Consider the following 23,726-nt stretch of genomic DNA (forward strand, 5'->3'; position numbering starts at 1 on the left):
ACCAATTAAAATAATAAACCTTTTATTAACATTTAATTAAAATCTGGCGTTGTTAAAGCCTTTATAACGCGTCAGATCCACGTTACGACAGGAGATGATCAATAAACTGCGTTAAGTCAGCCATCCCTTCGCTTGCCTTTTTCTCCGACGGATTGATGGTCAGCAAATCGGCATAGCCGTTAAGCATCGCACTGATTTGCCGGGCGGTGCGCGGTATATCGGCACAACGCAGCGTTCCATCTGTGACGCCGTCACGAATTATCTCCTCCACCAGCGCCTGCCACGCTGCCGTCATTTGTTCTGCCAGCGCGGCATAGGCTTCGTGATGCGCAGCCATCTGCCAGAATGAAGCATAAAGTTGCCAGGTTGCATCCGGTGCGCTCGGCAGATGACTTTCGAACAGCGTCAGCAACCTCTGGCGGGGTGTGAGTAGAGTCAGGGAGTCAGCAAAATTTTCTAAATCCACGTGCATAAAGCGTTCAAGCGCTGCCAGGCAGAGCGTCTGCCAGTTGCTGAAATAGTGATAAATATGACTGCGTGAAATGCCCACCGACTCAGTGAGTTCCCGAGTGGTCACTTTTTCGATCCCTTTCTCGATAAATAACACTATCGCGGCATCCAGGATTTTGGTTCTCAGTGCTTCAGCTGACTCTTTCATCTCTCTCTCAATGAGTGTCACGTTGACTTTGAGCAACTGCTCAAATAGACTGCTTTTCGTTCTTGAGCAACCGCTCAAGACTCATGATATCAGAAACAGAAACTATGCATTCCTCAAAAACGATCCTGCCGGTAGCAAAACCCCGCAGCGCTATTCTGACATTAAAAATGCTCGGCCGTCGCCATAGCCGCAAGCTGTTCCTCACGCTGCTGCTGGTGGTGGCGGAAAATGTCATGTATCTCCTCTATCCGCTGCTGGCGGGCTTCGCTATTAATGCGATTCTCTCCGGCAGGACCTGGCATGCGGTGCTCTATGCGGTGATGGTGTTTACCATGTGGGCCATCGGAGCGGCACGACGCAGCGTCGATACCCGCACCTTTGCCCGTATTTACGCCGGGCTGGCCGTGCCGGTGATTGTGGCACAGCGTAGCGAAAACCAGAGCGCATCCACCATTGCCGCGCGGGTGGCCTTGTCACGCGAGTTTGTCGACTTTTTTGAGAAACATCTGCCGGTGCTGATTACCTCGCTGGCCTCTATGACCGGCGCCGCGGTGATGCTGCTGGCTATCGAGTTCTGGACCGGCGCGGGTTGTCTGGCGATCCTGTTGTTCTTCGCCTGTTTCCTGCCGGGATTTACCCGCAAAAACGATGTGCTGTTTGGTCGTCTGAATAACCGGCTGGAGAAAGAGGTGAGCTTTGTCAGCAACGCTAACGCTGCGTCACTGGACCGTCATTATGGCGTGCTGGCCAGCCTGCGGATCCGTCTCTCCGATCGGGAAGCCTGGGGTTATCTGGCCATCGGTAGCGTGGCAGCGCTGCTATTTGCTGTCACCATTGCGGTAATGTCGAACCGTGGCGGGACCAATGCGGGTCACATCTATTCGGTGATGACCTATATGTGGATGTTTGCCATGAGCCTGGATGATGGCCCACAGCTGCTGGAAAAATATTCCCAGCTGAAAGACATAGGTCGCCGGGTAAATACCGGCACGCACTGATTTGGCCGATTCATGCGCTGCCTTCTTTTGGGCGTTGTCTCAGTTGAGGGCTCAAGCAGCCGCCGGAGGGACCGGCGGCAACGGAGGTGAAGAATAACGAGCCGACTCGGGACCGAAAGCGATCACGGCTCAGGGGAGGGGCTAATAATCCAGCTCACCTGGCGCAAATGCTCTGAAAGCGTTATCAGACGGCGTATAGCCCAGCACTTCTCGCGTCTGTGTCAGATCAAAGCGCTTAAAGCGGTTATCGGAAATGCCGTAGCCAATAAAGAAGGTGATCTTCTCTGCCTCAACAGCGCCAGTCAGCAATCTGACGGCATCTTCCGGACTCAGCCATGCGCTGTAATCCCTCGCATTATGCAGGCTGTTATCCAGTGCAGGTTCAAACGCCCCGATTCTCAGCGCCACACAGCTCAACCCGTGCTGGCTGGCATAGAAGGCGCAAAGTGCTTCACCATAACATTTGGTGACGCCATACAGATTCGCGGGAGAGACGACCATGCCGGGATGTATCTGGACATCCGCCGGGTAGCCCTCAATGGTCTGCGCACTGCTGGCAAAGACCAGACGACGACAGCGGTGCTCAGCTGCTGCCTTGAGTATCCAGGTCGTAGAGAGAATATTGGCGGGCAGCAGATCGTCGAAACTGGCCTGCGCATCCGGGATACCGGCGAGGTGGATGACGGTATCGACAGGCTCTTCAGCCAGTAATTTCTCCGCCGCACCAGGTTGTGACAGATCCGCCACAATAAAACGATGGGGTGCGGGTATCGTGTAATCCGGCTCACGTAAATCGGTCAGGATAAAACGGTAGTTGTTCTGGCTGGCCGCAAAGAAAGTGCGCCCGATGCGCCCGCTGGCACCGGTAAGAAGGATAACTCTGGTCGTCATCTGCTGATCCTGTTATGCAAAAGAAGCGCTGAGAGGTCAGTTAAACAGAGATTCACGACTCAGGCCTGCGTAGCTTCCCGGATTGTGATCTTAAACAGGTCGCTATGCGCCAGAGTTGCACGGATAAAGACCCATGTTACCGTAGCCTTCACTGTGCGCCAGATCACATAAATGGGTTGCTAAGCGCAGCCTGACTTTTTATAGTCTGCCCGCTTCAACCGGACGGGAACACGCTCTGCTTTCTCTCTCCGCCTCACTTCAGTTTTTTCAGTTCTGGCCATTGGGAATCAATTTTGTTAAGAAAAAATCATAAAACCGACGATGCCGGTTTTGTCCGCTGGGCATTACTGGCCCTCGCGCTGGGCGGCTTTGGCATCGGTACCGGTGAGTTCATCATGATGGGCCTGCTGCCAGATGTTTCACGCTCCCTTGCGATTACCGAGCCGCAGGCGGGCAACGCTATCGCCAGTTACGCACTGGGCGTGGTGGTCGGTGCGCCGTTTATTGCGGTGCTGGCGGCGCGAATGGCACGTAAATCGCTGCTGCTGATCCTGATGGCGCTGTTCAGCATCGGTAATGTTGCCAGCGCGATGGCCGACAGCTATCACGGCCTGCTCGTGGCGCGTTTTCTGACCGGGCTGCCTCACGGCGCCTACTTTGGTGTGGCATCGCTGGTAGCCGCCTCGCTGGTGCCGATTGAACGTCGTGGCCGCGCGCTGGCGTCACTGATGCTGGGACTGACGGTGGCGACCCTGATTGGTGTGCCGCTGGGCTCCTGGATAGGTCAATTATTTAGCTGGCACGTGGTGTTCACCTTTGTGGGCGCAATTGGACTGCTAACCTGCCTGCTGATTGGCCGCTATGTTCCTTACACGCCTGGCGATGTGGATGCGCATCCGCTTCGGGAACTGGGCGCGCTGAAAAACGCGCAGGTGCTGCTGACCCTGCTGGTGGGGGCGGTAGGATTTGGCGGGATGTTCGCTATCTTCAGTTATATCGCGCCGACGCTGATTAACATTGCTGGCATCTCCCCCTCGCTGATCCCCTGGGCGATGGTGGCGTTTGGGCTGGGAATGATCATCGGTAATCTGGTGGGTGGCCGTCTGGCTGATGGCCCGGTGCTGAATATTATTGGCTGGACGCTGTTATGGAACGTGCTGGTGATGCTGGCCTTCCCGGTGCTGGTTCAGCATGTGGCAACTGGCCTGCTGGCTACGTTCCTGATCGGCACCTGCTCAGTGTTGCTGCCGTCATTGCAGATTCGCCTGATGGATGTCGCCAATGAGTCGCAAACCCTGGCGGCTGCGATGAATCACTCGGCGTTGAACATTGCCAATGCGATGGGCGCTTATCTTGGGGGCCTGACGGTGTCGCTGGGCTATGGCTGGATCTCAACAGCGTGGGTGGGTGTTGCGCTGGGCGTGGCCGGTCTGATGGTCTTTGTGCTCACGGCGCGTCATGCTGCCCGTCAGCAGACTCAACTGGCCTGATATGAGTAAAGCAGGGCGCAGCGATACTGTTTATCGCTGCGCTTTATTAGTACAGGGCCGCCGTATTATTTTTCAGCAATGATTAACCGCATTATTATTTACTCTCTGACCGTTCAGCGAAAATTATCATTCTGTCAGCCCTGATATTTCAAAATGCTCGGAAAATCAACAAGGGCGCTCCGGACGTCTGGATGTTAAAAGTAAATTAAAATAATGTTTGCTAATGTCGGTGAGGCGTGGCTTAATAGCGTCATCGGTTTGGAACACAGACCTTATCAAAGCAGTTTTAGTAAAGCAGTCCTCAGTGCAAGCGATATCACAAGATACCCTTATTCATGAGTCTCCTCCTAAAAGCCTGGTAAGTTACCTTCTGAAAGACAGGCCATCTTCGCCACTTTGTGGCTCATAAATTAAGGAATTATCGATGTCTAATAAAATGACTGGTTTAGTAAAATGGTTTGACGCTGGTAAAGGTTTCGGTTTTATCTCTCCTCAGGATGGCAGCAAAGATGTATTCGTACATTTCTCTGCAATTCAGAGCAACGATTATAAAACTCTGGACGAAGGTCAGCAGGTCGAATTCACTATTGAAAACGGCGCTAAAGGTCCTTCAGCGGCAAACGTTGTCCCTATGTAAGCCTTAATTATCAATAGTGCTTATCAACGCGTGATGGCAATAGCCTCAGCAGATAAGCCTGATATTGATAATTAATTAAAACCCGCCTTGTGCGGGTTTTTTGCGTTTATGATTTGCCTGATGCTTACGCGATGTTTTTTGCCCGCGCCAGATATCGGCGCGGGCCAGTAAAAAAATGTTCAGCGCACGCTGGCGACCAGCCACTGCTGCAATTCTGTCAGCTCCGCGCGTTGCTCAGGGAAATCCGCAATAAGCTGATTCAGCACCGGTTCAAGGGCATCGGGCCGATAGGTCACACCCTGCAACCGCTGCGCCAGCGCTTCCAGCGGCGCAGGGTTAAGGCTGTCGCTGAAGATCTGACAGCGGCTGATCACGCCGCGTTCTACATCGAAATGAATCTCCACACCGCCCCAGACAAAACGCTGGTCCAGCAGATGCGAGAAATCGGGTGCCTGACCGAAATTCCACTCCCAGCTACTCTGCTTTGCGAACTGCTCTCTGAAACCCGGCAGATCGGGCAGGGCGTCGGGAGAGATCCTCTCTGGCTCACAGCGCTCACCGTAATAGTTGAAAAATGCGTCCGTCACCGCGGAGCAGATCGCCTGATAGCCGATACCCGGCGTTAACTCCGCCAGGTTGGTCACTCTGGCGCGCACTGAGGTAATCCCCTTCGCCTGCAATTTCTTCACATCCGGATTAAGGTAATCCGCCAGGCGAGAGAGGTCGGCATCCATCAGAATAGTGCCGTGATGGAAACCGCGATCCGGCGTTTCACGGTAGGCTGAACCGGATATTTTGCGCAGCCCGTCAGCGGTGTTCACCACTAAGTCATTACGGCCAGAAGCCTCCGCGGGTACGCCAAGCGAAGTCAGTGCGCGCAGGATGATCTCAGTCGAGACGCTTTTATCATACTCCGGCTTGCCGGCCATAAAGGTAAAACAGCAATTGCCGAGATCGTGAAACACCGCGCCACCGCCGCTGCTGCGACGTGCCAGCCGGATGCCATCTTCCGCCATTCGTCGGGTATTGCACTCTTTCCACGGATTCTGTGCCCGCCCGATCACCACCGTTTCCGCATTACGCCACAAAAACAGCACCCGCTGGGTGGCCGGCATCTGGCGGAAAATGCACTCTTCTACCGCCAGGTTAAACCAGGGATCGTTGGATTCAGATAACAGTAAACGCAGCGTGGACATCGGTGACTCCCGTTCCTTAAGAGAAGAGGCCCATAAAGCAGGGCAGAAGGCAGAGTGTACCAGCCGGGAAACGGGACTACATGCCTCTTCATGCCGTGATGCTGCGGCAAAAAAAGATAAAATGCCGTCTGCAAGGTAATCGCGGCAGATTGGAGAACAACATTATGACAATATGGATAAGGAGTGTGCTGATTCCCCTGCTTATTTTCCCTTTGAGAGAACAAAAACCGTATGAACGCTTCCGCTGGCATAGCGATGAAGATCACCGCTGCATTAAGTAGCACGCTGATGCTGGCCTGTGTAAAAGAACTCGATGGGGCGATACCAGTCGGCGAAGTAATATTTTTTCGCTCGCTGCTGGCACTGGTGCCGCTGTTAATCTGGCTGCGCTTGCAGGGCAGCGTGCTGGACGGCATTCGCACCCGCAATATCCGGGGGCATTTTGTGCGCGGGCTGGCCGGAACCGGTGGACTCTATTTCAGTTATCTGTCGCTGCTCTACATTTCTCTGACAGACGCCACGGCTATCAACTATGCCGCGCCGCTGTTTACCGTGCTGCTGGCGGCGCTATTTCTGCACGAAAAAGTGCGTCACTATCGCTGGGTCGCGGTCTTTACCGGTTTCAGTGGCATTCTGGTGATGTTCTCCGGGCATCTCACACTGGCGCGTCAGGCGACATTTTCCCTTTCTGCATCGGTGGGTATTCTGCTGGCGTTGATGGCGGCCTTCTGTACTGCCTGTGCGCTGGTGCAGATCCGCTTTCTTAACGGCAAAGAGAAGCCGGGCGCCATCGCTTTCTGGTTCGCTATCACCACGGCCTTAACGTCGCTGGTCACGCTGCCAGGCGGCTGGAAAGTGCCGCATGGCAATCAGCTGGCGTTACTGGTGGGATGTGGGCTGCTGGGCGGTATCACTCAGATTCTGATGACTCTGAGCCTGCGCTATGCTGAAGCGTCCTTGCTGGCCCCGTTCGACTACACCACCTTAATCTGGTCAGTGGCGGTGGGTTATCTGCTGCTCGGCAATCTGCCAACCTCCACCACGGTGATGGGTGCGATTCTGGTGGTAGCAGGCGGCCTTTACTCGGTGCTGTATGAGCGTTACCGCTTCCGTAAAGCGCGGATAGTTAATGCCAGTCGCTGATCGGCCCGCCCGGCATCGCCTTGTTATTTCCAGAGTGATAACGCAGAGTTAATAATTTGTGATCGCGGCGAAGGAACAGTCGGCTGCATTCGTTTACGTTGTGAGCAATCAGAATGTAATCGATTACTTATTCGTGAGGTTCCCATGATTGCAACAGTGCAGGAGAGAGCAGGCCAGCAGATGCAGCATAAGCTGCTGGTGCCGCGCCTCTCTCTGATGATGTTTATGCAGTTCTTTATCTGGGGCAGCTGGTCGGTGACGCTGGGGCTGGTAATGACCCGTCACAACATGCCGTTGCTGATTGGGGATGCGTTTTCGGCCGGACCTATCGCCTCAATTCTCTCGCCGTTTGTGCTCGGTATGCTGGTGGATCGCTTTTTTCCCTCGCAGAAAGTGATGGCGGTGATGAACCTGGCGGGCGCAGCGATTCTCTGGTTCGTGCCCCAGGCGCTAATCGCGGAGAATGGGGCGCAGCTGATCGCACTGTTATTTGGCTATACACTCTGCTTTATGCCGACCCTGGCGCTCTCAAATAACATCGCCTTTCACAGCCTCGCCAGCAGCGAGAAAAGCTTTCCCATTGTCAGAGTTTTCGGCACCATCGGCTGGATCGTGGCGGGGATCTTTATCGGCGTGACCGGCATTGCTGACAGCGTGGCAGTGTTCCAGCTGGCGGCGCTCTGTTCTGTATTGCTGGCTATCTACAGCCTGACGCTGCCACATACGCCGGCTCCGGCCAAAGGATTGCCGTTAAAAGTTCGCGATCTCTTCTGCGCCGATGCCTTCGCACTGCTGCGACTGCGTCATTTCCTGGTCTTTGCGCTGTGTGCCACCCTGATCTCTATTCCGCTCGGCACCTACTACGCTTTTACCGCCTCCTGGCTGGCGGATGCCGGTATCCGGGAAGTGAGCACCCTGATGTCACTGGGTCAGATGTCTGAAATTGTTTTCATGCTGATTATTCCACTGCTGTTCCGCCGTCTTGGCGTGAAAGTCATGCTGCTGATTGGGATGACAGCGTGGTTTGTCCGCTATGCACTGTTTGCGCTGGGCATGAGTGATGAGACGCGCACGCTGATTTATCTGGGCATTCTGCTGCATGGCGTCTGCTATGACTTCTTCTTTGTGGTGGGATTCATCTACACCGATCGGATCGCCGGTGAAAAGGTCAAGGGGCAGGCGCAGAGCATGGTGGTGATGTTCACCTACGGCATCGGCATGCTGCTGGGATCGCAAATCTCCGGTGCGCTCTACAATCAGCTGGTGGCGGGTAACGCCAGCCCAGAGAGCTGGGCGATATTCTGGTGGATCCCTGCCGTGGCGGCTGCGGTGATTGCGATTATTTTCTTCTTCTCATTCAAATACCGTGATTAAGCGGTAACTGAACTCAGGAGTCACAGATGAAAACAGTTAAGGGACCCGGCATCTTCCTGTCTCAGTTCATTGCCACCCAGCCGCCTTTTAACTCGCTGGCGGGGCTGGCGGAGTGGGCCGCCGGGCTGGGATACCGGGCACTGCAGATCCCCTGCCACCAGCCCGCTATTTTCGACCTTGAGCAGGCAGCGGTCAGCCAGACTTACTGCGACGAGGTGCGGGGAACACTGGCCGGTTTCGGACTGGAGATCAGTGAGCTTTCAACGCATCTGGAAGGGCAACTGGTTGCCGTGAACCCCGCCTACGATCTCGCTTTTGATAATTTTGCGCCTGCCGCGCTGCGAGGCGATCCCGCCCGGCGTACCGACTGGGCCATCGCTACGCTAAAGCGTGCGGCTGCTGCTTCTGAAAAACTCGGCCTGCGCGCACATGCCACCTTTTCCGGCTCGCTCGCCTGGCCCTGGTTCTATCCCTGGCCGCCACACCACGAAGCCCTGTTTGATGAGGCGTTTGCTGAGCTGGCGCGCCGCTGGCTGCCGGTGCTGGATAGTTTTGACCATCACGGTGTGGACCTCTGCTATGAGATACATCCCGGCGAAGACCTGCATGACGGTGTCACGTTTGAGCGCTTTTTGTCAGAGGTGAATCACCACCCGCGCTGCAATATCCTGTTCGATCCCAGCCATCTTCTTCTGCAACACATCGACTATCTGCAGTTCATCGACCTCTATCATCCGCGTATCAAAGCCTTTCACGTTAAGGATGCGGAGTACCAGTTAAATGGACGCAGCGGAGTATATGGCGGTTATCAGCCGTGGCTGGCGCGCGCAGGACGCTTTCGCTCGCCGGGCGATGGCCAGATCGACTTCAGCCGCATTTTCAGCAAACTGGCCCAGTACGACTATGACGGCTGGGCGGTGCTGGAGTGGGAGTGCTGTCTGAAGGATGGCGAGACCGGGGCGCGTGAAGGGGCAGAATTCATCCGCCGGCATATTATCCCGGTGGCTGACCGCGCTTTTGATGATTTTGCTTTAGCAGAGAACGCCCCTGCGGTGCGCCATCAGCTGGGTCTGGATCGCGACGTCTGAGGCGGCATGGATTCAAAGGTTTTCTTCGGGTGAGTTAAAAACAGAGGGATCGCTATGTCTATTCAGAAAATCGCCCGGATGGCGGGTGTTTCGGTTGCCACCGTTTCCCGTGTGTTGAATAACAGCGACAGCGTAAAACCGGCTAACCGGCAGAAAGTCCTTGAGGCGATCGAAGAGAGCAACTATCAGCCTAACCTGCTGGCGCGCCAGCTGCGTACGGCGCGCAGCTCGATGATTCTGGTTCTGGTTTCCGATATCTCTAACCCATTCTGCGCAGAGGTGGTCAAAGGCATTGAGGAGCAGGCGGAGAAAAATGGCTATCGCATCCTGTTGTGTAACTCGGGCGCGGATATTGCCCGTTCGCGATCCAGCCTGCAACTGCTCTCCGGCAAGATGGTGGATGGCATTATCACCATGGATGCTTTCAGCAAGCTGCCGGAGCTGAGCCAGCTGATAGGCAAGGCACCCTGGGTTCAGTGCGCCGAACATGATGATAATGGCCAGATCTCCTGCGTCGGGATTGATGATGACGTCGCTGCGCAGTCAGTGGTGCACTATCTGGCCGGACAGGGACGTCAGCGCATTGCGCTGATCAATTACGACCTCCGCTACCGATATGCCCGCCTGCGTCAGCAGGGCTACGCACATCAACTCAAAGAGCAACAACTGGCATGGCAGGCCATCGCTTACGCCAGTGAGTTAAGCTTCAGCGCCGGAAAAGCCGCGATGAATCAGCTGCTGGCGGGCGAGACACGACCTGACGCCGTGTTTGCGGTTTCAGATACGCTGGCAGCGGGTGCCATGGCGGCGATACAGCAGGCGGGTCTGCGGATACCTCACGACATTGCCGTGGTGGGTTTTGACGGCAGTGAACTGGTCGACATGGTATCGCCGCCGCTGACGACTCTGGCTCAGCCCTCCAGGGAGATTGGCCGTCGTGCCTGTGAGCTGGTGCTGCAAAAAATCATCCGGCCAGACTCTCCGCCACAATGTGTGATCATGCAGGGAGAGCTGGTGGTGCGAGCCAGTAGCTGAAGGATTAATCCGCAAAACCTGGCCCCGCTATAACCTCGCCCTTATTGTCTACTAAAACGCGACAGTCATTGCTAATTCACGCTATTGTGTGACTACCTGGTTTACTTATATGCTGTTTCCATCGAAGGGCATTCGCACTTCCCGAATCAACGAAGGGGCAGAATATGATTGAGCAAAGATTGTCAGAGCAACGCGGCGTGGGCGATCACGGCTGGCTGAATTCACGTCACACCTTCTCTTTTGCAAATTACTGGGATCCAAAGCAGGCGGGCTTCTCAGATCTGCTGGTGATCAACGATGATCGGGTAGCCAAAGGTCGCGGTTTTGGCGCCCATCCTCACAGCAACATGGAGATTATCTCCTATGTGCTGGAGGGCGCGCTGGAGCATAAAGACTCCATGGGCACCGGCTCTGTGATTGTTCCCGGGGATGTGCAGCTGATGAGTGCCGGTAGCGGTGTGACTCACAGTGAGTTCAACCACTCGGGCACCGAGGGTGTTCACTTTCTGCAAATCTGGGTGGTGCCGGCAGAAAAAAATAGTCCGCCAGGTTACCAGCAGGTCTCCGTCAGCGAAGCGGATAAACGCGGTAATCTGCGACTGATTATTTCGCCGGAAGGTGAAAACGGGGCACTACGGGTGCGCCAGGATATTCGCATCTATGCGGGACTGTTCCAGGGGGATGAGCAGCAGACAATCACTCTGCCGGACGACCGCTATGCGTATATTCATGTGGCGCGCGGCAGTGTCAGGGTAAATGGCCTGCAATTTAGTGCCGGAGACGGTGCGCGGGTTCGCAATGAGAAAACGCTGTCGTTCAGTCACGGTGAAGGAGCGGAGGTGTTGTTATTCGATCTGCGTCCCAACGAAGTGAATCATCCAACCCGTTAAAATGAAAACTGCGCGGCTGTCACCGCGCAGTTTTTTTGCATCACTGTGCGTTAAGAAACGCCAGCAGATCCTGATTCAGTTGATCCTGATGCGTCACCGCAAAACCGTGCGGCGCATTGTCATAAACCTTGAGTTCAGCACCTTCAATCATCTCCGCTGCCACTTTGCCGGTGGATTCAAACGGAACGATCTGGTCGTTGCTGCCATGAATCACCAGCGTCGGCACATTCACTTTCGCTACGTCAGCACGGAAATCGGTCTCAGCAAAAGCGGTGACGCAATCAACAGTGCTCTTCAGCGAAGCGAGCAGCGCGATGTTCAGCGTCTGCGTCATGACGCCATCAGAAACGGTCTGTCCGGCATTGGTACCATAAAACGGCGTAGCGAATTCTTTGATAAACTGCGCGCGATCCTTAAGCAGGCCATCACGAATCCCTTCAAACACCGACATATCGACACCCTGCGGGTAGTCTGCCGTTTTGCCAAAGATTGGCGTGACGGCACCGAGCAGCACCAGTGCCGCGACGCGATCGCTACCATAGCTGCCGATATAGCGCGTGACGTCGCCGCCACCCATTGAGAAACCCACCAGCGTCACATTCTGCAGGTCGAGATGGGTTATTAAATCGTTGATGTCAGAAGCAAAGGTATCGTAGTTATTACCGGTCCAGGGCTGATCAGAACGACCAAAACCACGACGGTCAAAGGCGATAACCCGATAACCGTGCTCCGCCAGGAAGTTCATCTGGCTGTCCCACATATCGGCATCCAGCGGCCAGCCGTGGCTGAACAGAACCGGCTTACCGGTGCCCCAGTCTTTGAAGTAGATCTGTGTGCCGTCGGTCGTTTTAAAGGTGCTCATGGTATTGCCCTCTGTATGACGTGATGGATGAAAAGATGGTGTGCCAGTCACGCTGGCGCCACCAGATAGCGAACCTCGGGTGAATGTTCACCCTGATGAAAAGCGAAAACCCGTCGCTCTATCTTTTTGTCGTTGATGGTGTAGCGCTCTTTCTGACGCAGATGCTCAACCCAGGAGCCGACGACAAAGGTCTCAACGAAAATGCCGGGCTGCAGAATATCTTCATACAGTGACCAGTTGATGGCGCCACCGCGACGCCTGACCCGCCGCATATCCTGCATGCAGACGGTAAAGGCATGTGCATCATCAATAGTAATCCGGTATTCGTAATTCACCATCACCGGGCCGCGTTCATGACGAATATCCAGTGCGGGCGCGTTGACGCCATCACCAATCATATCGAGATTAAGGTCGGGATCCTGGTCGAGCCGCCAGCGCCAGACGGTGCTGCTGGCCAGCACCATGCCCAGTGCGGCGATGCAGAGCGACAGCGGAATGCTGAAGTGCGAGGCGAGCTGTCCCCAGAGTGCGCTGCCAGCGGTCATGGAGCCGAAGAACACCGTCAGATAGACCGCCAGCGCGCGAGCTTTTACCCATTTCGCGGCGCTGCGCTGTGCGCCGAGATTCAGCGTCGAGAGCACGGCAATCCAGGCAAATCCGGTAAAAAATTCAAACGCATTCAGTAGCCAGAAGTGACGTACAAAAGCCAGAGCCAGCATGGTCAGGGCGAAAACAAGACTGGCGAGTACCATCAGGCGATCGGAGCTCAGGTGACGACGCAGGCGCGGCAGCAGCACCGCGCCGGTAATCGCGCCAACACCGATACAGGCCAGCATGATGCCGTAGCCGCCAGGGCCAAGGCCGAGTTCACGACGCGCCACCAGCGGCAGTAATGCCCAGCCCGCGCTGCCAAACAGGAAGAAGGCAAAGGTTCGCACCAGCACATTACGCAACACCGGTGCCGCGTGAACGTAGCGCAGTCCGGCACGCACCGCCGGAAAGAAGTGTTCGGGCGGGAGGCGCTGCACGCTCGGCTCCGCCTTCCAGCGCCAGAGCACCCAGGCGACGCCCAGCACTGATAGCGCATTCAGCAGGAAGACCATCCAGGGACCCGTGAACGAGAGGATCAGGCCACCCAGCGCCGGGCCGATGGCACGACTGATATTAATACCGAGTGAGTTAAGGGCAATGGCCGCGCCCAGCTCCGGTTTCGACACCAGATCCGGCACTACCGCCTGAAATGGCGGTGAACTCATGGCGGCCCCGGCGCTCAGCAAGAAGGCTGCCACCAGCAGCACCTCGGGAGTGACATGGCCGGTCCAGGCGAGTACCGTCAGCCCACAGGCGGCGATAAAGGTCCATAGCTGGGAAAACAGCAGATATTTGCGGCGGTCAACGATATCCGCCATCACGCCTGAGGGCAGCGCGAACAGGAACATCGGCAGGCTGCTGGCCGCCTGCACCAGCGCCACGGCCAGCGGATCGGCACTCAGCGTCAGCATGCTCCAGTTCACACCCACATCGTTCATCCATGAACCGATATTGGAGACGACGGTGGCGATCCACAGCATGCGGAACACCGGCCTGCGTAGCGGCTGTAACGGCGAAATCTCGCCAGCGGCCTGGACCTCAGGCTGCTCCTGCTCCAGTTGGTGGATATCATTAACCTGCGCCATGACGAACCCCCTGATGTTTCACCGCGCCGATTCGCCAGCCGCCAGGCCCGGTCAGCGCCAGCGTGGTAAAGATAATCAGCAGCAGCCAGCCAAACTGGCCTTCCGCCAGTGACCAGCCAGGGTGTACCACCAGCATCGCGACCAGCAGCACCGCGATGATCGGCAGGCAGGCAATCCGGCTACCCCAGCCGAGAATAATAAAGATCGGGCAGATGACTTCTGCCACTATCGCTGGCAGCAGGCTCATCATCGGTCCCAGACCAAACGGGTCTTCTATACGCGTCAGTTCTTCGCTGAAATGCAGAATTTTCGGCAGTCCATGCACCTGTAACAGCAGCAGACTGCCGGTCAGGCGCAGGAAGAACAGCCCCGCGTTGATGCGGGGCGATTGAGTGATAGCGTTATTCATGATTAAAACGCGAAGCAGCTGCAGCCGAGCGCGCCCCAGAAGGCGTTATCTTCGGCGACCGGAACGCTGGAACCACGGGCGATCTCATGCGAGTGGCGATGAACACCGCAGGGGCCGCTGCAGTGGTGCACAGCGGGCATCATACCCGCACGGCTCTGCGCAACCGGCGGAGCGCTGCGATAGTGACCAGGCACATTCACCACCGGTGACCACTCAGGCAGAACCGGAATAGCGGGCGGCGCATCCGCGCTGAACGATCCGGCGGCATAGACAATATTGCCATCCACCACCGTCAGCACTGACTCAATGCCTTTAATTTCCTCTTCCGGCACGCTGAAGAAGTCTTTGCTCAGCACGGCCAGATCTGCCAGAAGACCTACCTGAATCCGACCTTTTTTATTTTGCTCGCTGGAGAACCAGGCGCTGCCCTGTGTCCAGAGCATCAGCGCCGTTTCACGGTCAAGGCGGGCATTGACGTCATACATCTGCATGCCGCCCACGGTGCGACCGGAAACCAGCCAGTAGAGCGCGGTCCAGGGGTTATAACTGGCGACGCGGGTTGCATCGGTGCCGAGTCCGACAGGGACGCCGGTTTCCAGCATTTTCTGAACCGGTGGGGTATGGCGGGTGGCTTCAATGCCGTAGCGTTCGGCAAAGTATTCGCCCTGGAATGCCATGCGATGCTGCACCGCAATACCACCGCCCAGCTCTTTGATACGATCGATATTGCGCTGAGTAACGGTTTCCGCGTGGTCAAAGAACCAGTGCAGACCATTAAACGGGATATCGCGGTTGACCTTCTCAAAGACATCCAGCATCCGGCTGATCGACTCGTCATAGGTTGCATGCAGACGGAAAGGCCAGCGATGTTCCACCAGATGACGCACCACGCGCTCCAGCTCATCCTCCATGCCAGGCGCTAAGTCCGGACGTGGCTCCAGAAAATCTTCGAAATCGGCGGCCGAGAACACCAGCATTTCGCCTGCGCCGTTGTGACGGAAATAGTCGCTGCCCTGACCTGGCGTCAGCATGTCCGTCCACTTCTCAAAATCTTCCAGTTCATGACCCGGACGCTGAGTGAAGAGGTTGTAGGCGATACGCAGCGTCATCTGCTTTTTCTGATGCAGTTCAGCGATCACTTCGTAATCTTCGGGATAGTTCTGGAAGCCGCCGCCCGCATCAATCGCGCTGGTCAGACCCAGTCGATTCAGCTCGCGCATAAACTGACGGGTCGAGTTGACCTGCTGTTCCAGCGGCAGTTTCGGTCCTTTGGCCAGGGTGGCGTAGAGGATCATCGCATTGGGACGGGCGATCAGCAGGCCGGTGGGATTGCCGTTGCTGTCGCGCTGGATTTCGCCACCCGGCGGGTTCGGTGTCTCTTTGGTGTAGCCGACGACTTTCAGCGCTGCGCGGTTGAGCAGGGCGCGGTCATAAAGATGCAGCACGAAAACTGGCGTGTCGGGGGCCGCTTCGTTGATCTCATCCAGCGTCGGCATCCGGCGCTCGGCAAACTGGAACTCGGTCCAGCCGCCTACCACACGCACCCACTGCGGTGACGGCGTGCGCAGCGCCTGCTCTTTCAGCATTCGCAGCGCATCGGCAACCGACGGAACCCCTTCCCAGCGCAGCTCAAGGTTGTAGTTCAGACCACCACGTATCAGGTGCAGGTGGGAATCGTTCAGGCCCGGCACGGCGGTGTGACCTTTCAGATCGATCACTTTGGTGCCGTCGCAGTGATACTCCATCGCCTCTGCCAGTGTGCCTACCGCAACGAATTTGCCATCACGAATCGCAACCGCTTCTGCCACCGGATTGCTGCGGTCAACAGTATGAAATTTGCCATGGGTCAGTATCAGTTCTGCTTTACCCAGCGTAACCATAGATCATCCTCAACGGGGTTGTCCGACGTAGTGCGGGACAGGAAGTGCCGCAGATAACAGGGCACGAATAAGCCGGATTATGGTGAGCGGGTTAATGCGTCGTCTAGTTATACAGAGGGATACCTATACCTTCGTATAGTTATACGCAGAGATAATAGTTTGCCTTCGCCCGTCGCCCTACACTGCGACCAGACAGCCAGCAGCAGGACGTTAAACCTGCACTGATCGTCCTTTTGCTCCGCGCCAATTGGCGAAAATTCCGTTACATAACCTCTATGGGTGAACGCATGTCCAACGCTAAGCTTGAAGTCCTCACGCCACATAACAGCCAGATTATTTTCATCGACCAGCAGCCGCAGATGGCCTTTGGCGTGCAGTCGATTGACCGCCAGGTGCTGAAAAACAACACCGTTGCGCTGGCGAAGGCGGCGAAAGTCTTCAATATCCCCGCCATCATTACCACCGTCGAAACTGAAAGCTTCTCTGGCCACACCTATCCTGAACTGCTGGATGTGTTTCCGGGTCAGGACATTCTGGAGCGCAGCTCAATGAACTCCTGGGATGACCAGAAAGTGCGTGATGCGCTGGCCGCGAACGGCAAGAAAAAAGTGGTGGTGTCCGGTCTCTGGACGGAAGTGTGTAACAACAGCTTTGCGCTGTGCGCAATGCTGGAAGGGGATTACGAGATCTATATGGTGGCGGATGCGTCAGGCGGCACCACCAAAGAAGCGCACGACTACGCGATGCAGCGCATGATTCAGGCGGGTGTGGTGCCGGTCACCTGGCAGCAGGTCATGCTGGAGTGGCAGCGTGACTGGGCCAGCCGGGACACTTACGATGCGGTGATGAACATCGCCAAAGAGCATTCAGGTGCCTATGGCATTGGTGTGGATTATGCCTACACCATGATACACAAAGCACCGTCACGTCAGAAAAGTGAACATCGTACTCTGGCACCGGTTCACGCACCGGTCCGCTAAGGGGCGTCCTGCTGATCGGCTTACGTCTGCCGGTCAGCAGGCATAACAGGAGTCCGGTTATGAATCCTTTACTACTTTCTCTGGCTGCAGGGGTATTGATTGGCCTGCTTTACGGCCTGCTAAAGGTGCGTTCACCGGCTCCGCCCGCGATTGCGCTGGTGGGGCTGCTGGGGATGTTGCTGGGTGGGGCGCTGGTGCACGCAGTCTTGCCCGCAGAGCATACGACCACCCTGCAGCGATCGGATGCGCCGTTTGTTACACCTGTTTCGCGGGTAAGCTGAACATGTTGAAATCCTACATTATTTCTCTCACGGTGGGGCTGCTTGCCGGGGTAATCTATGCCCTGATCAACGTGAACTCTCCGGCACCTCCGGTTATTGCTTTAGTGGGACTGTTTGGCATGCTGGTGGGTGAGCAGTTGATTCCGCTGGGTACGCGTCTGTTCCGCCGTCAGCCTGTGACGCTGAAGTGGTTTCGCCATGAGTGTGTGCCAAAAATCAGTGGGACACCGCCACCCGATGGCGATGACCACCCTTAAGTCCTCGCGTGCCGTACGATGAGGCGTTTCAGAGGATAACTGCATGGCGCTGTCACAGCGTATTGTCATTGTGGACGATGAACGCGCGGTCCGCAGTGGACTTAGCAATCTGTTGCATTCAGACGGCTATTCGACCCGACTATTTGAGTCAGGTGAGGCGCTGCTGAGCGATGACGATGCGCTTTCAGAGGTGGGCATGCTGATCATCGATGTCGGACTCAAGGGCATGTCCGGCTTTGAGCTGTTCACTATTTTGAAACAGCGGGCAGGTCTGCCACCGGTGATTTTTATCTCAGCAGATCTGGAAGAGACCACCCTGTGGTATGCCATTGCCTTGGGTGCCGTGACTTTTTTGCGAAAGCCGATTGATGTTGATACGCTGCTGACACTGATCCGTTGCGAGTTATCTCAGGGAAAGGTGCGCTGATGAGCATGCTTTCGGTTAATTTTCAGGAGAGTGACGACGCAGGGATCGCGATTGAAGATTTCGACACGCTGACGCCGCTGGCGCAGGATGGCTGTCTGCTCTGGATGCTGGCGCGCCGTCACTCAGGTGAGTCACTGATAATCGCCACCGGACAGAGTGACGACGTCACGTTTCAGGCGACGCAGCGGTTGAAAAATGAGCGAGCGCTGGCCGCTTATCTTTCGCCCCGCTGGGCCATCACCGCGACGGGCACCACCCGTTACCTCAACCGCTATGCGCTGATCTACCCCACGTTTCCGTTTCGCAGCCTGGCGAATAACCTCGCGACCCCTCCCGATAAAATCGCTGACTTCCTGCAGGTTGCATTGCAGCTTTGCTACACGCTCGGCCAGGCGCATCATCAGGGCATCGTGCATGGGGATATCAAGCCAGGCCATTTTTTTATCAGCGACGATGGCCGGTTCCGGCTGGGCGGATTTGGTCTCGCCTCGCTGGCGGCGCAATCGGCGGAAAAAAACAGCCTGCGCGTCTCAGGCGGTACGCTGGCCTATATGTCACCTGAACATACCGGCCGCACGCCGCATCCGGTCAGCAGCCTCAGCGATCTCTACAGTCTGGGTGTCGTACTGTATGAGTATCTCACCGGTAAGTTGCCGTTTGGCTCACCGGATGCGGGGGAGGCGGAGTGGATTCATCATCACATCGCCAGCGCACCCCGGCCAGCCGGACAGGTCAGAGAGGATGTGCCGCCGATGCTCTCTGTGATTCTGCTGCGTCTGCTGGCAAAGTCACCTGCTGACGGGTATCAGACCGTGCAGGGGCTGATGGCTGATTTACGCCGCTGTCAGGCGACGCTGACCGCAGAAAACACCATTGCGCCGTTCACGCCCGGTCTGCAGGAGCGGTTCAGCACCAGTTTCCGGCCCGAGACACTCTTCACGCAACATCCGCAGGCTCGCGTGCTGCTGACGACGCTGGATGCGGTCAACCGTACCGGCACGCAGAGCCTGGTGATGCTGAGCGGTGCGCCCGGCTCGGGTAAGTCCGCCATTATCGCTTCCGCCCTGAAAACCCTGCAGCACCGACAGATTCTGCTGGCCGCCAGCAAGGCCGATCAACATTCGCCTGCAGCACCTTATGCCGCAGTCGCCTCAGCGTTTCGCACAGTCACGCTTTATCTGCTGGGATTGTCAGCCCTGGAGCTAAGCAAATGGCGGGTTCGCCTGTTGCGCTTGCTGGGTGGCTATACCGATTTAGCCATTGAACTGGTGCCTGAACTAAAACAGCTGCTGAATATCCGGACAATGCAGCCGGTGGTGCGCCATGCCCCGGACGCCCGCGAGCAGTTTAATCAGATGGCGTCTGCGCTTATCCAGGCCTTTGCCACGCCGGGCCGTCCGCTGGTGATGCTGATTGATGATGTTCACTGGGCAGACAATGCCACGCTGCAACTGCTGGAAAATCTGATTACCCGTAATGAGCATCTGCCTTTTATGCTGGTGCTCGCCTTCCGGGAGGGTGAGTCGATGCCCTGTCCGATGATTGCCGGGTTTCTGCTGCGCCTCAGAGCATCAGCGGCACGTGTCGTGGCGCTGACGCCGCAGCCGCTCAGTGTTAAAAGCATCACCCGCTGGCTGGCGGGAATGCTGCATACCCGTCCCGGCGGCAATCGTGAGCTGGCACAGATTATCTTTGAGAAAACCGGCGGTAATCCGCTCTCGATGCAGGAGTTCTTCCGTCAGGCGGTGGATGATGGGGTGATTGTCTATCGTCAGAACCCGCTGAAGTGGCATTACGACTGCCAGGCGCTGATTGCGCGTCAGTACACCGACAATGTGGCGACGCTGGTATTAAATCAGCTGGCGCGGATGCCGGAGGCTACACGCCAGCTGCTGGGTTCGCTGGCCTGTCTGGGGGCCAGCGGCGAGCTGTCTTTATTAAGTCATATCAACGCGACGTCCGTATCGCGGATTCAGCAGCAGCTTGAGCCTGCCGTCAGCGGCCGTTTTATAACCCTGACTGGCGGGAACTACGCCTTTACCCACGACCGCGTGCATAACGCAGCGTTTTTACTGCTCGACCTCCTGCAGCAACACTCTCTTCATCAGCAGGCGGCGGCATGGCTGTCGGCCGCGGTTGTAAATGCCGATTACAGTGAGACGCTGTTCCGCGCGGCTTATCACATCGGCATGATTGCTGAACTGCCGCTAAGTGTCGCAGATCGTGAACGCTATTATCCCCTCTGTTTACGTGCTGCGCAGGGAGCGAAACGTGCCGGAGATTATCTCTCGGCGCTGCGCTATCTGCGCAGCGCCCAGCAACTCAGCCAGCGGATGGTGACCGGCAATGACTTTATGCTGGGCATTGATGAGGCGGAGTGCGAATTTCTGCACGGTAATCTCACGACCGCGCAAAAGCTTTGTACCCGACTGCTGAGTGAGCCAGGCACGCTCAGTGAAAAATCGATGGCAGCCTGTCTCTCTGCTGAAATTCATATGCGTCAGTCCGACAACCATCTGGCGCTGGAAACTGCGCTCGCCTGGCTGGCTGTCTTTGGTGTGTATCTCAGGCGTGATCCGGACGACGCGGAGATTGACGCCGCCTGGCAGGCGATCAGGGTGCGGATCGGCGATTCTCCGCAAGCGGCTTTTTCCCACCTGCCACGCAACACCGATCAGGAAACTGAGTCGGTGCTGAACCTGATGGCCAGCACCATTTTTGTCTCCGCCTACGACTGCCCGCAGCTGCATCTGTTGCTGGTCTGCCGGATGCTGGAGATGACGCTGGATCACGGCGTGACCGGTGCTTCTGCGTTTGGTCTCGCCTGGTTCAGCGTGCTGATCAGCGAACGCTATCAGGCCTGGCATTTTGGCTATGCCTGCGGCCGGGTGGCCCGTGAGCTGGTGGAGCAGCATGACTTTACCCGCTATAAAGCCCGCACGCTGCTGCCTCTGGATCAGCTGGGGATCTGGACGCAGCCGCTGGATGTGGCCGTAGAGAGTGCCCGTGATAGTTTTCGCGTCGCGGTGATGCACGGTGACCGTTCCTTTGCCTGCCTCTCGTTGCGTCATCAGATCATGAACACGCTGACACGCGGCGATCATCTGGAGTCGGTCATGACCTCCATTGAGCGCGGACTCGCTTTTACCCGCAAAACCTTTTATCCCGATGTTGAAAACGTGCTGGTCATGCAGAAGCAATTGGTGATGCAACTGCGGAACAGCAACGGGTTCAGGGCAGGCGATCGCGATGGCGCTTTGCCGATGGTGGCGGGCAGCGAGCCGGGCGTGATCTCTGGCCCAAAAGCGATGGTGCTGTTCTGGGCGGGGTTGTATCGGGGAATGGCGCATTTCTTTGCGGCAGAATACCGGGAGGCGCTGCGCTGTTTTGCAGAAATTCGTCCGCTGACCAGCGCAGTGCCCGCTTACATCTACCTGATGGATATGCATTTTTACAGCGCACTATCCCTGAGCCTGCAGCCCGGTGCGGCTGACAGCAACACGCTGCGCTGCGATCTGGACAAATTTGCGGGCTGGGCCGACCTCAATCCCGGACTCTTTGCTGATAAATATGCCCTGCTCAGGGCAGAATGTGCGCGTCTTGAGGGCAACACGGGTGAGGCGCTGAAGCAGTATGAAAATGCGATCTGTCTCTCCCGCCAGGGGGGATATCTGCACATTCATGCGCTGGCGAATCAGCTGGCTGGCCGCTACTGCAAAGCATTACAGCTAGATACCGCCGCCGATGCCTACGTTAAAGCGTCGATGAGAAGCTGGGAGAGCTGGGGCGCGCTGGCGATGGTACGCCAGCTTGAGCAGCACTATCCGCATCTGACCACGCCGATGCAAAACAGCGCGGTCGCGACCATTCCCTTTACGCAGGATGCCTCGTTCTACGACCTGGAGAGTGTGCTGACCGCCGTGCGCGCCCTGACGGAGGAGATCAACCTTGATCGGTTGATTCATACCCTGATGCGCATCCTGCTGGAGCGGGCCGGTGCCCAGCGCTGTCGGCTTATCCGGATTCTGGATGGTACGCTTCCGGAAACGCAGGCCTGGGCAGAAAGCACGGCTGATGGCGTGCGGGTGCAGATTGTCAAAGAGCGCCCCGTCGCAACTGACCTGCCGCTATCGGTACTGGCCGCGGTGATCCGTACCGGTCAGGAGATACGTACTGGCAAGCCGGAAGATTTCAGTCCGTTCAGTCAGGATCCTTACCTGGTGGCCTCGGGCGCTGCGGTGTTATGTGTTCCGATGTTCAGGCAGGCCAATATGGTTGGGGTGCTCTATCTGGAGAATCGCCTGATGCCCGATGCGTTCACGGCTGAGCACTCCCACATTGTTAAAACGTTGAGCGCTCAGGCGGCGGTTTCGCTGGAGACGGCGCGCCTCTACGCTGAACTGCTGGAGGAGAACAACCATCGGCGACGGGTTGAAAAGCAGCTGCGCGCCAGCAAAACCTCACTGATGCTCGGCGAGAAGATCAGTCATACCGGCACCTGGCGCTGGGAAGTGGCAGAGGACATGATGATGGTGTCTGAAGAGTATGGCCGTATTCTGGGCCTGCCAGCCCATCAAAAAGGGTTGTCGATGGCAGATTTTCTGACCCGCGTTCATCCCGATGATTATGAGTGCATCAGCGAACTGGTGACCCACAGCGTCAGTCAGGGACGTAGTATGCAGGCTGAGTTCCGTGTGCTCAGGCCGGATGGGGAATGCCGTTATATCAAAGGTATCGGAGAGCCGGTAGAAAACTTCCCCGAGGTGAAAGAGTACTTCGGCACCATTTCCGATATCACCTCGCAGCGCCAGGCAGAAGATGCCGCGCGCATGGCCCAGGCGGATCTGGCCCGTGTAACGCGCGCCACCACAGTCGGGCAACTGACTGCCTCAATCGCACACGAAATTAACCAGCCACTGATGTCGATCGTGGCCAATGCCGGTGCCAGCCTGCGCTGGTTAAAGCGTGAACCGGTGATGCTGGAGAATGCCAGCAGCAGTCTGGATGAAATTATCAAAGAGGGAAAACGTGCTGGAGAGATAATTCGTGGCCTGCAGGCGCTGACCCGCAATCATGAATCGAGCTTTGCCTCGGAAAACCTCCATCTGATCGCTCGCGATATTCTGGCGCTCTCCCGGGTGGAGCTGGAGCGACGCGGAATTTCGCTGGAGCTGAAACTGAGGGCCGGAAAGGCGGATATCTATTGCGACCGCGTTCAGATTCAGCAGGTGCTGCTGAATCTGGTAATCAATGCCATCGATGCCATGTCCGACGATTTACCGCGCGCGGCGCTTTTGCGGCTGACGTCAGAGAACCCGACGCCGGACACGCTGCGTTTTGAGGTGCTGGACAGCGGTTGCGGCTTACCTGATGGCGTGCGTGAACGGATTTTTGAGTCGTTCTACACCACGAAGAAAAGTGGCATGGGCATGGGATTAACCATCAGCAAAGGGATTATCAAAAAGCATTGTGGTGAGTTAGGCGCAGAGAACAGGGCGGAAGGCGGCAGCCGTTTCTGGTTCACTCTGCCACTGGGATAATCGTATTGAGGACA

At 56.6% G+C, this 23,726-nt stretch carries 20 protein-coding genes; 13 read left to right on the forward strand and 7 right to left on the reverse strand.

The annotated features are described in order from the left end of the window. Positions 1-82 precede the first annotated feature (82 nt). The gene (locus ACMGGP_RS22270; RefSeq protein WP_010670320.1) at positions 83-658 is read right to left on the reverse strand and encodes a TetR/AcrR family transcriptional regulator; all 576 of its coding nucleotides are present in this window, start codon (positions 656-658) and stop codon (positions 83-85) included. 104 nt (positions 659-762) lie between these two features. On the opposite strand from ACMGGP_RS22270, the gene ACMGGP_RS22275 reads away from it, so the two are divergent. Further along, complete coding sequence (locus ACMGGP_RS22275) at positions 763-1,656, forward strand: ABC transporter six-transmembrane domain-containing protein (RefSeq protein ID WP_010670321.1); 894 nt, start codon at positions 763-765, stop codon at positions 1,654-1,656. A 141-nt stretch (positions 1,657-1,797) separates the two neighbouring features. Here the strand turns inward: ACMGGP_RS22275 and ACMGGP_RS22280 are convergent, their stop codons facing one another. Then, complete coding sequence (locus ACMGGP_RS22280; protein WP_323170056.1) at positions 1,798-2,547, reverse strand: NAD-dependent epimerase/dehydratase family protein; 750 nt, start codon at positions 2,545-2,547, stop codon at positions 1,798-1,800. 293 nt (positions 2,548-2,840) lie between these two features. On the opposite strand from ACMGGP_RS22280, the gene ACMGGP_RS22285 reads away from it, so the two are divergent. Together ACMGGP_RS22285 and cspE are read left to right on the forward strand one after the other, a co-directional pair. Next, positions 2,841-4,037, forward strand: coding sequence for an MFS transporter (locus tag ACMGGP_RS22285; protein WP_033760352.1), 1,197 nt, complete (start codon positions 2,841-2,843; stop codon positions 4,035-4,037). Between the two features lie 424 nt (positions 4,038-4,461). Beyond that, on the forward strand, positions 4,462-4,674 hold the full coding sequence (gene cspE / locus ACMGGP_RS22290) for a transcription antiterminator/RNA stability regulator CspE (protein WP_003855207.1): 213 nt from the start codon (positions 4,462-4,464) through the stop codon (positions 4,672-4,674). 179 nt (positions 4,675-4,853) lie between these two features. Here the strand turns inward: cspE and lplA are convergent, their stop codons facing one another. Further along, complete coding sequence (gene lplA, locus ACMGGP_RS22295) at positions 4,854-5,870, reverse strand: lipoate--protein ligase (RefSeq protein ID WP_033786978.1); 1,017 nt, start codon at positions 5,868-5,870, stop codon at positions 4,854-4,856. 255 nt (positions 5,871-6,125) lie between these two features. On the opposite strand from lplA, the gene ACMGGP_RS22300 reads away from it, so the two are divergent. The 5 genes from ACMGGP_RS22300 (at position 6,126) to ACMGGP_RS22320 (ending at position 11,400) form a co-directional block, all read left to right on the forward strand. Further along, positions 6,126-7,013, forward strand: coding sequence for a DMT family transporter (locus tag ACMGGP_RS22300; protein WP_498798923.1), 888 nt, complete (start codon positions 6,126-6,128; stop codon positions 7,011-7,013). A gap of 144 nt (positions 7,014-7,157) precedes the next feature. After that, positions 7,158-8,387: an MFS transporter gene (locus tag ACMGGP_RS22305; protein ID WP_050679371.1), complete on the forward strand. Its 1,230-nt coding sequence runs from the start codon at positions 7,158-7,160 to the stop codon at positions 8,385-8,387. 26 nt (positions 8,388-8,413) lie between these two features. After that, complete coding sequence (locus ACMGGP_RS22310; protein WP_371006180.1) at positions 8,414-9,475, forward strand: sugar phosphate isomerase/epimerase family protein; 1,062 nt, start codon at positions 8,414-8,416, stop codon at positions 9,473-9,475. Positions 9,476-9,529: 54 nt separating this feature from the next. After that, the gene (locus ACMGGP_RS22315) at positions 9,530-10,510 is read left to right on the forward strand and encodes a LacI family DNA-binding transcriptional regulator (RefSeq protein ID WP_498798924.1); all 981 of its coding nucleotides are present in this window, start codon (positions 9,530-9,532) and stop codon (positions 10,508-10,510) included. Between the two features lie 164 nt (positions 10,511-10,674). Next, the gene (locus ACMGGP_RS22320; RefSeq protein WP_010670327.1) at positions 10,675-11,400 is read left to right on the forward strand and encodes a pirin family protein; all 726 of its coding nucleotides are present in this window, start codon (positions 10,675-10,677) and stop codon (positions 11,398-11,400) included. A 40-nt stretch (positions 11,401-11,440) separates the two neighbouring features. Here ACMGGP_RS22320 and ACMGGP_RS22325 read toward each other — a convergent pair whose 3' ends face one another. The 4 genes from ACMGGP_RS22325 to ACMGGP_RS22340 are packed head-to-tail and all read right to left on the reverse strand — an operon-like array spanning position 11,441 to position 16,227. After that, positions 11,441-12,262: an alpha/beta fold hydrolase gene (locus ACMGGP_RS22325; protein WP_010247190.1), complete on the reverse strand. Its 822-nt coding sequence runs from the start codon at positions 12,260-12,262 to the stop codon at positions 11,441-11,443. A gap of 47 nt (positions 12,263-12,309) precedes the next feature. Then, positions 12,310-13,938, reverse strand: coding sequence for an MFS transporter (locus tag ACMGGP_RS22330; RefSeq protein ID WP_191917425.1), 1,629 nt, complete (start codon positions 13,936-13,938; stop codon positions 12,310-12,312). After that, positions 13,925-14,347 carry a DoxX family protein gene (locus tag ACMGGP_RS22335; RefSeq protein ID WP_010670329.1) on the reverse strand — a complete coding sequence of 141 codons (423 nt, stop codon included), beginning with the start codon at positions 14,345-14,347 and terminating at the stop codon, positions 13,925-13,927. Before ACMGGP_RS22335 ends, ACMGGP_RS22330 begins: the two co-directional genes overlap by 14 nt. Positions 14,348-14,349: 2 nt before the next feature. Continuing rightward, positions 14,350-16,227, reverse strand: a complete 1,878-nt coding sequence (locus ACMGGP_RS22340) for an amidohydrolase (protein ID WP_010247182.1) — start codon at positions 16,225-16,227, stop codon at positions 14,350-14,352. A gap of 287 nt (positions 16,228-16,514) precedes the next feature. On the opposite strand from ACMGGP_RS22340, the gene ACMGGP_RS22345 reads away from it, so the two are divergent. The 5 genes from ACMGGP_RS22345 to ACMGGP_RS22365 are packed head-to-tail and all read left to right on the forward strand — an operon-like array spanning position 16,515 to position 23,712. Next, the gene (locus ACMGGP_RS22345; protein WP_498798925.1) at positions 16,515-17,207 is read left to right on the forward strand and encodes a hydrolase; all 693 of its coding nucleotides are present in this window, start codon (positions 16,515-16,517) and stop codon (positions 17,205-17,207) included. 59 nt (positions 17,208-17,266) lie between these two features. Beyond that, positions 17,267-17,488, forward strand: a complete 222-nt coding sequence (locus ACMGGP_RS22350; protein ID WP_033773924.1) for a XapX domain-containing protein — start codon at positions 17,267-17,269, stop codon at positions 17,486-17,488. Positions 17,489-17,490: 2 nt separating this feature from the next. Then, positions 17,491-17,745 carry a XapX domain-containing protein gene (locus tag ACMGGP_RS22355; RefSeq protein ID WP_010247172.1) on the forward strand — a complete coding sequence of 85 codons (255 nt, stop codon included), beginning with the start codon at positions 17,491-17,493 and terminating at the stop codon, positions 17,743-17,745. A 43-nt stretch (positions 17,746-17,788) separates the two neighbouring features. After that, entirely contained in the window at positions 17,789-18,172 is a 384-nt protein-coding gene (locus ACMGGP_RS22360; RefSeq protein WP_010670332.1) for a response regulator transcription factor, read from the forward strand. After that, positions 18,172-23,712, forward strand: coding sequence for an AAA family ATPase (locus tag ACMGGP_RS22365; RefSeq protein ID WP_498798926.1), 5,541 nt, complete (start codon positions 18,172-18,174; stop codon positions 23,710-23,712). Before ACMGGP_RS22360 ends, ACMGGP_RS22365 begins: the two co-directional genes overlap by 1 nt. Positions 23,713-23,726 lie beyond the last annotated feature (14 nt).

Origin of the sequence: Curtobacterium sp. BNK-1 (assembly GCF_048685235.1) — a bacterium.
In the GTDB taxonomy this organism is placed as follows: domain Bacteria; phylum Pseudomonadota; class Gammaproteobacteria; order Enterobacterales; family Enterobacteriaceae; genus Pantoea; species Pantoea agglomerans.

Excerpts from the sequence above, each read along its gene's own strand:
- ACMGGP_RS22270 (WP_010670320.1), bottom strand. The coding sequence starts at position 658 with ATGAAAGAGTCAGCTGAAGCACTGAGAACCAAAATCCTGGATGCCGCG.
- ACMGGP_RS22320 (WP_010670327.1), top strand. The coding sequence starts at position 10,675 with ATGATTGAGCAAAGATTGTCAGAGCAACGCGGCGTGGGCGATCACGGC.
- ACMGGP_RS22335 (WP_010670329.1), bottom strand. The coding sequence starts at position 14,347 with ATGAATAACGCTATCACTCAATCGCCCCGCATCAACGCGGGGCTGTTC.
- ACMGGP_RS22280 (WP_323170056.1), bottom strand. The coding sequence starts at position 2,547 with ATGACGACCAGAGTTATCCTTCTTACCGGTGCCAGCGGGCGCATCGGG.
- ACMGGP_RS22275 (WP_010670321.1), top strand. The coding sequence starts at position 763 with ATGCATTCCTCAAAAACGATCCTGCCGGTAGCAAAACCCCGCAGCGCT.
- ACMGGP_RS22305 (WP_050679371.1), top strand. The coding sequence starts at position 7,158 with ATGATTGCAACAGTGCAGGAGAGAGCAGGCCAGCAGATGCAGCATAAG.
- ACMGGP_RS22340 (WP_010247182.1), bottom strand. The coding sequence starts at position 16,227 with ATGGTTACGCTGGGTAAAGCAGAACTGATACTGACCCATGGCAAATTT.
- ACMGGP_RS22345 (WP_498798925.1), top strand. The coding sequence starts at position 16,515 with ATGTCCAACGCTAAGCTTGAAGTCCTCACGCCACATAACAGCCAGATT.
- ACMGGP_RS22315 (WP_498798924.1), top strand. The coding sequence starts at position 9,530 with ATGTCTATTCAGAAAATCGCCCGGATGGCGGGTGTTTCGGTTGCCACC.
- ACMGGP_RS22330 (WP_191917425.1), bottom strand. The coding sequence starts at position 13,938 with ATGGCGCAGGTTAATGATATCCACCAACTGGAGCAGGAGCAGCCTGAG.
- lplA (WP_033786978.1), bottom strand. The coding sequence starts at position 5,870 with ATGTCCACGCTGCGTTTACTGTTATCTGAATCCAACGATCCCTGGTTT.
- cspE (WP_003855207.1), top strand. The coding sequence starts at position 4,462 with ATGTCTAATAAAATGACTGGTTTAGTAAAATGGTTTGACGCTGGTAAA.
- ACMGGP_RS22310 (WP_371006180.1), top strand. The coding sequence starts at position 8,414 with ATGAAAACAGTTAAGGGACCCGGCATCTTCCTGTCTCAGTTCATTGCC.
- ACMGGP_RS22365 (WP_498798926.1), top strand. The coding sequence starts at position 18,172 with ATGAGCATGCTTTCGGTTAATTTTCAGGAGAGTGACGACGCAGGGATC.
- ACMGGP_RS22350 (WP_033773924.1), top strand. The coding sequence starts at position 17,267 with ATGAATCCTTTACTACTTTCTCTGGCTGCAGGGGTATTGATTGGCCTG.
- ACMGGP_RS22360 (WP_010670332.1), top strand. The coding sequence starts at position 17,789 with ATGGCGCTGTCACAGCGTATTGTCATTGTGGACGATGAACGCGCGGTC.
- ACMGGP_RS22300 (WP_498798923.1), top strand. The coding sequence starts at position 6,126 with ATGAAGATCACCGCTGCATTAAGTAGCACGCTGATGCTGGCCTGTGTA.
- ACMGGP_RS22355 (WP_010247172.1), top strand. The coding sequence starts at position 17,491 with ATGTTGAAATCCTACATTATTTCTCTCACGGTGGGGCTGCTTGCCGGG.
- ACMGGP_RS22325 (WP_010247190.1), bottom strand. The coding sequence starts at position 12,262 with ATGAGCACCTTTAAAACGACCGACGGCACACAGATCTACTTCAAAGAC.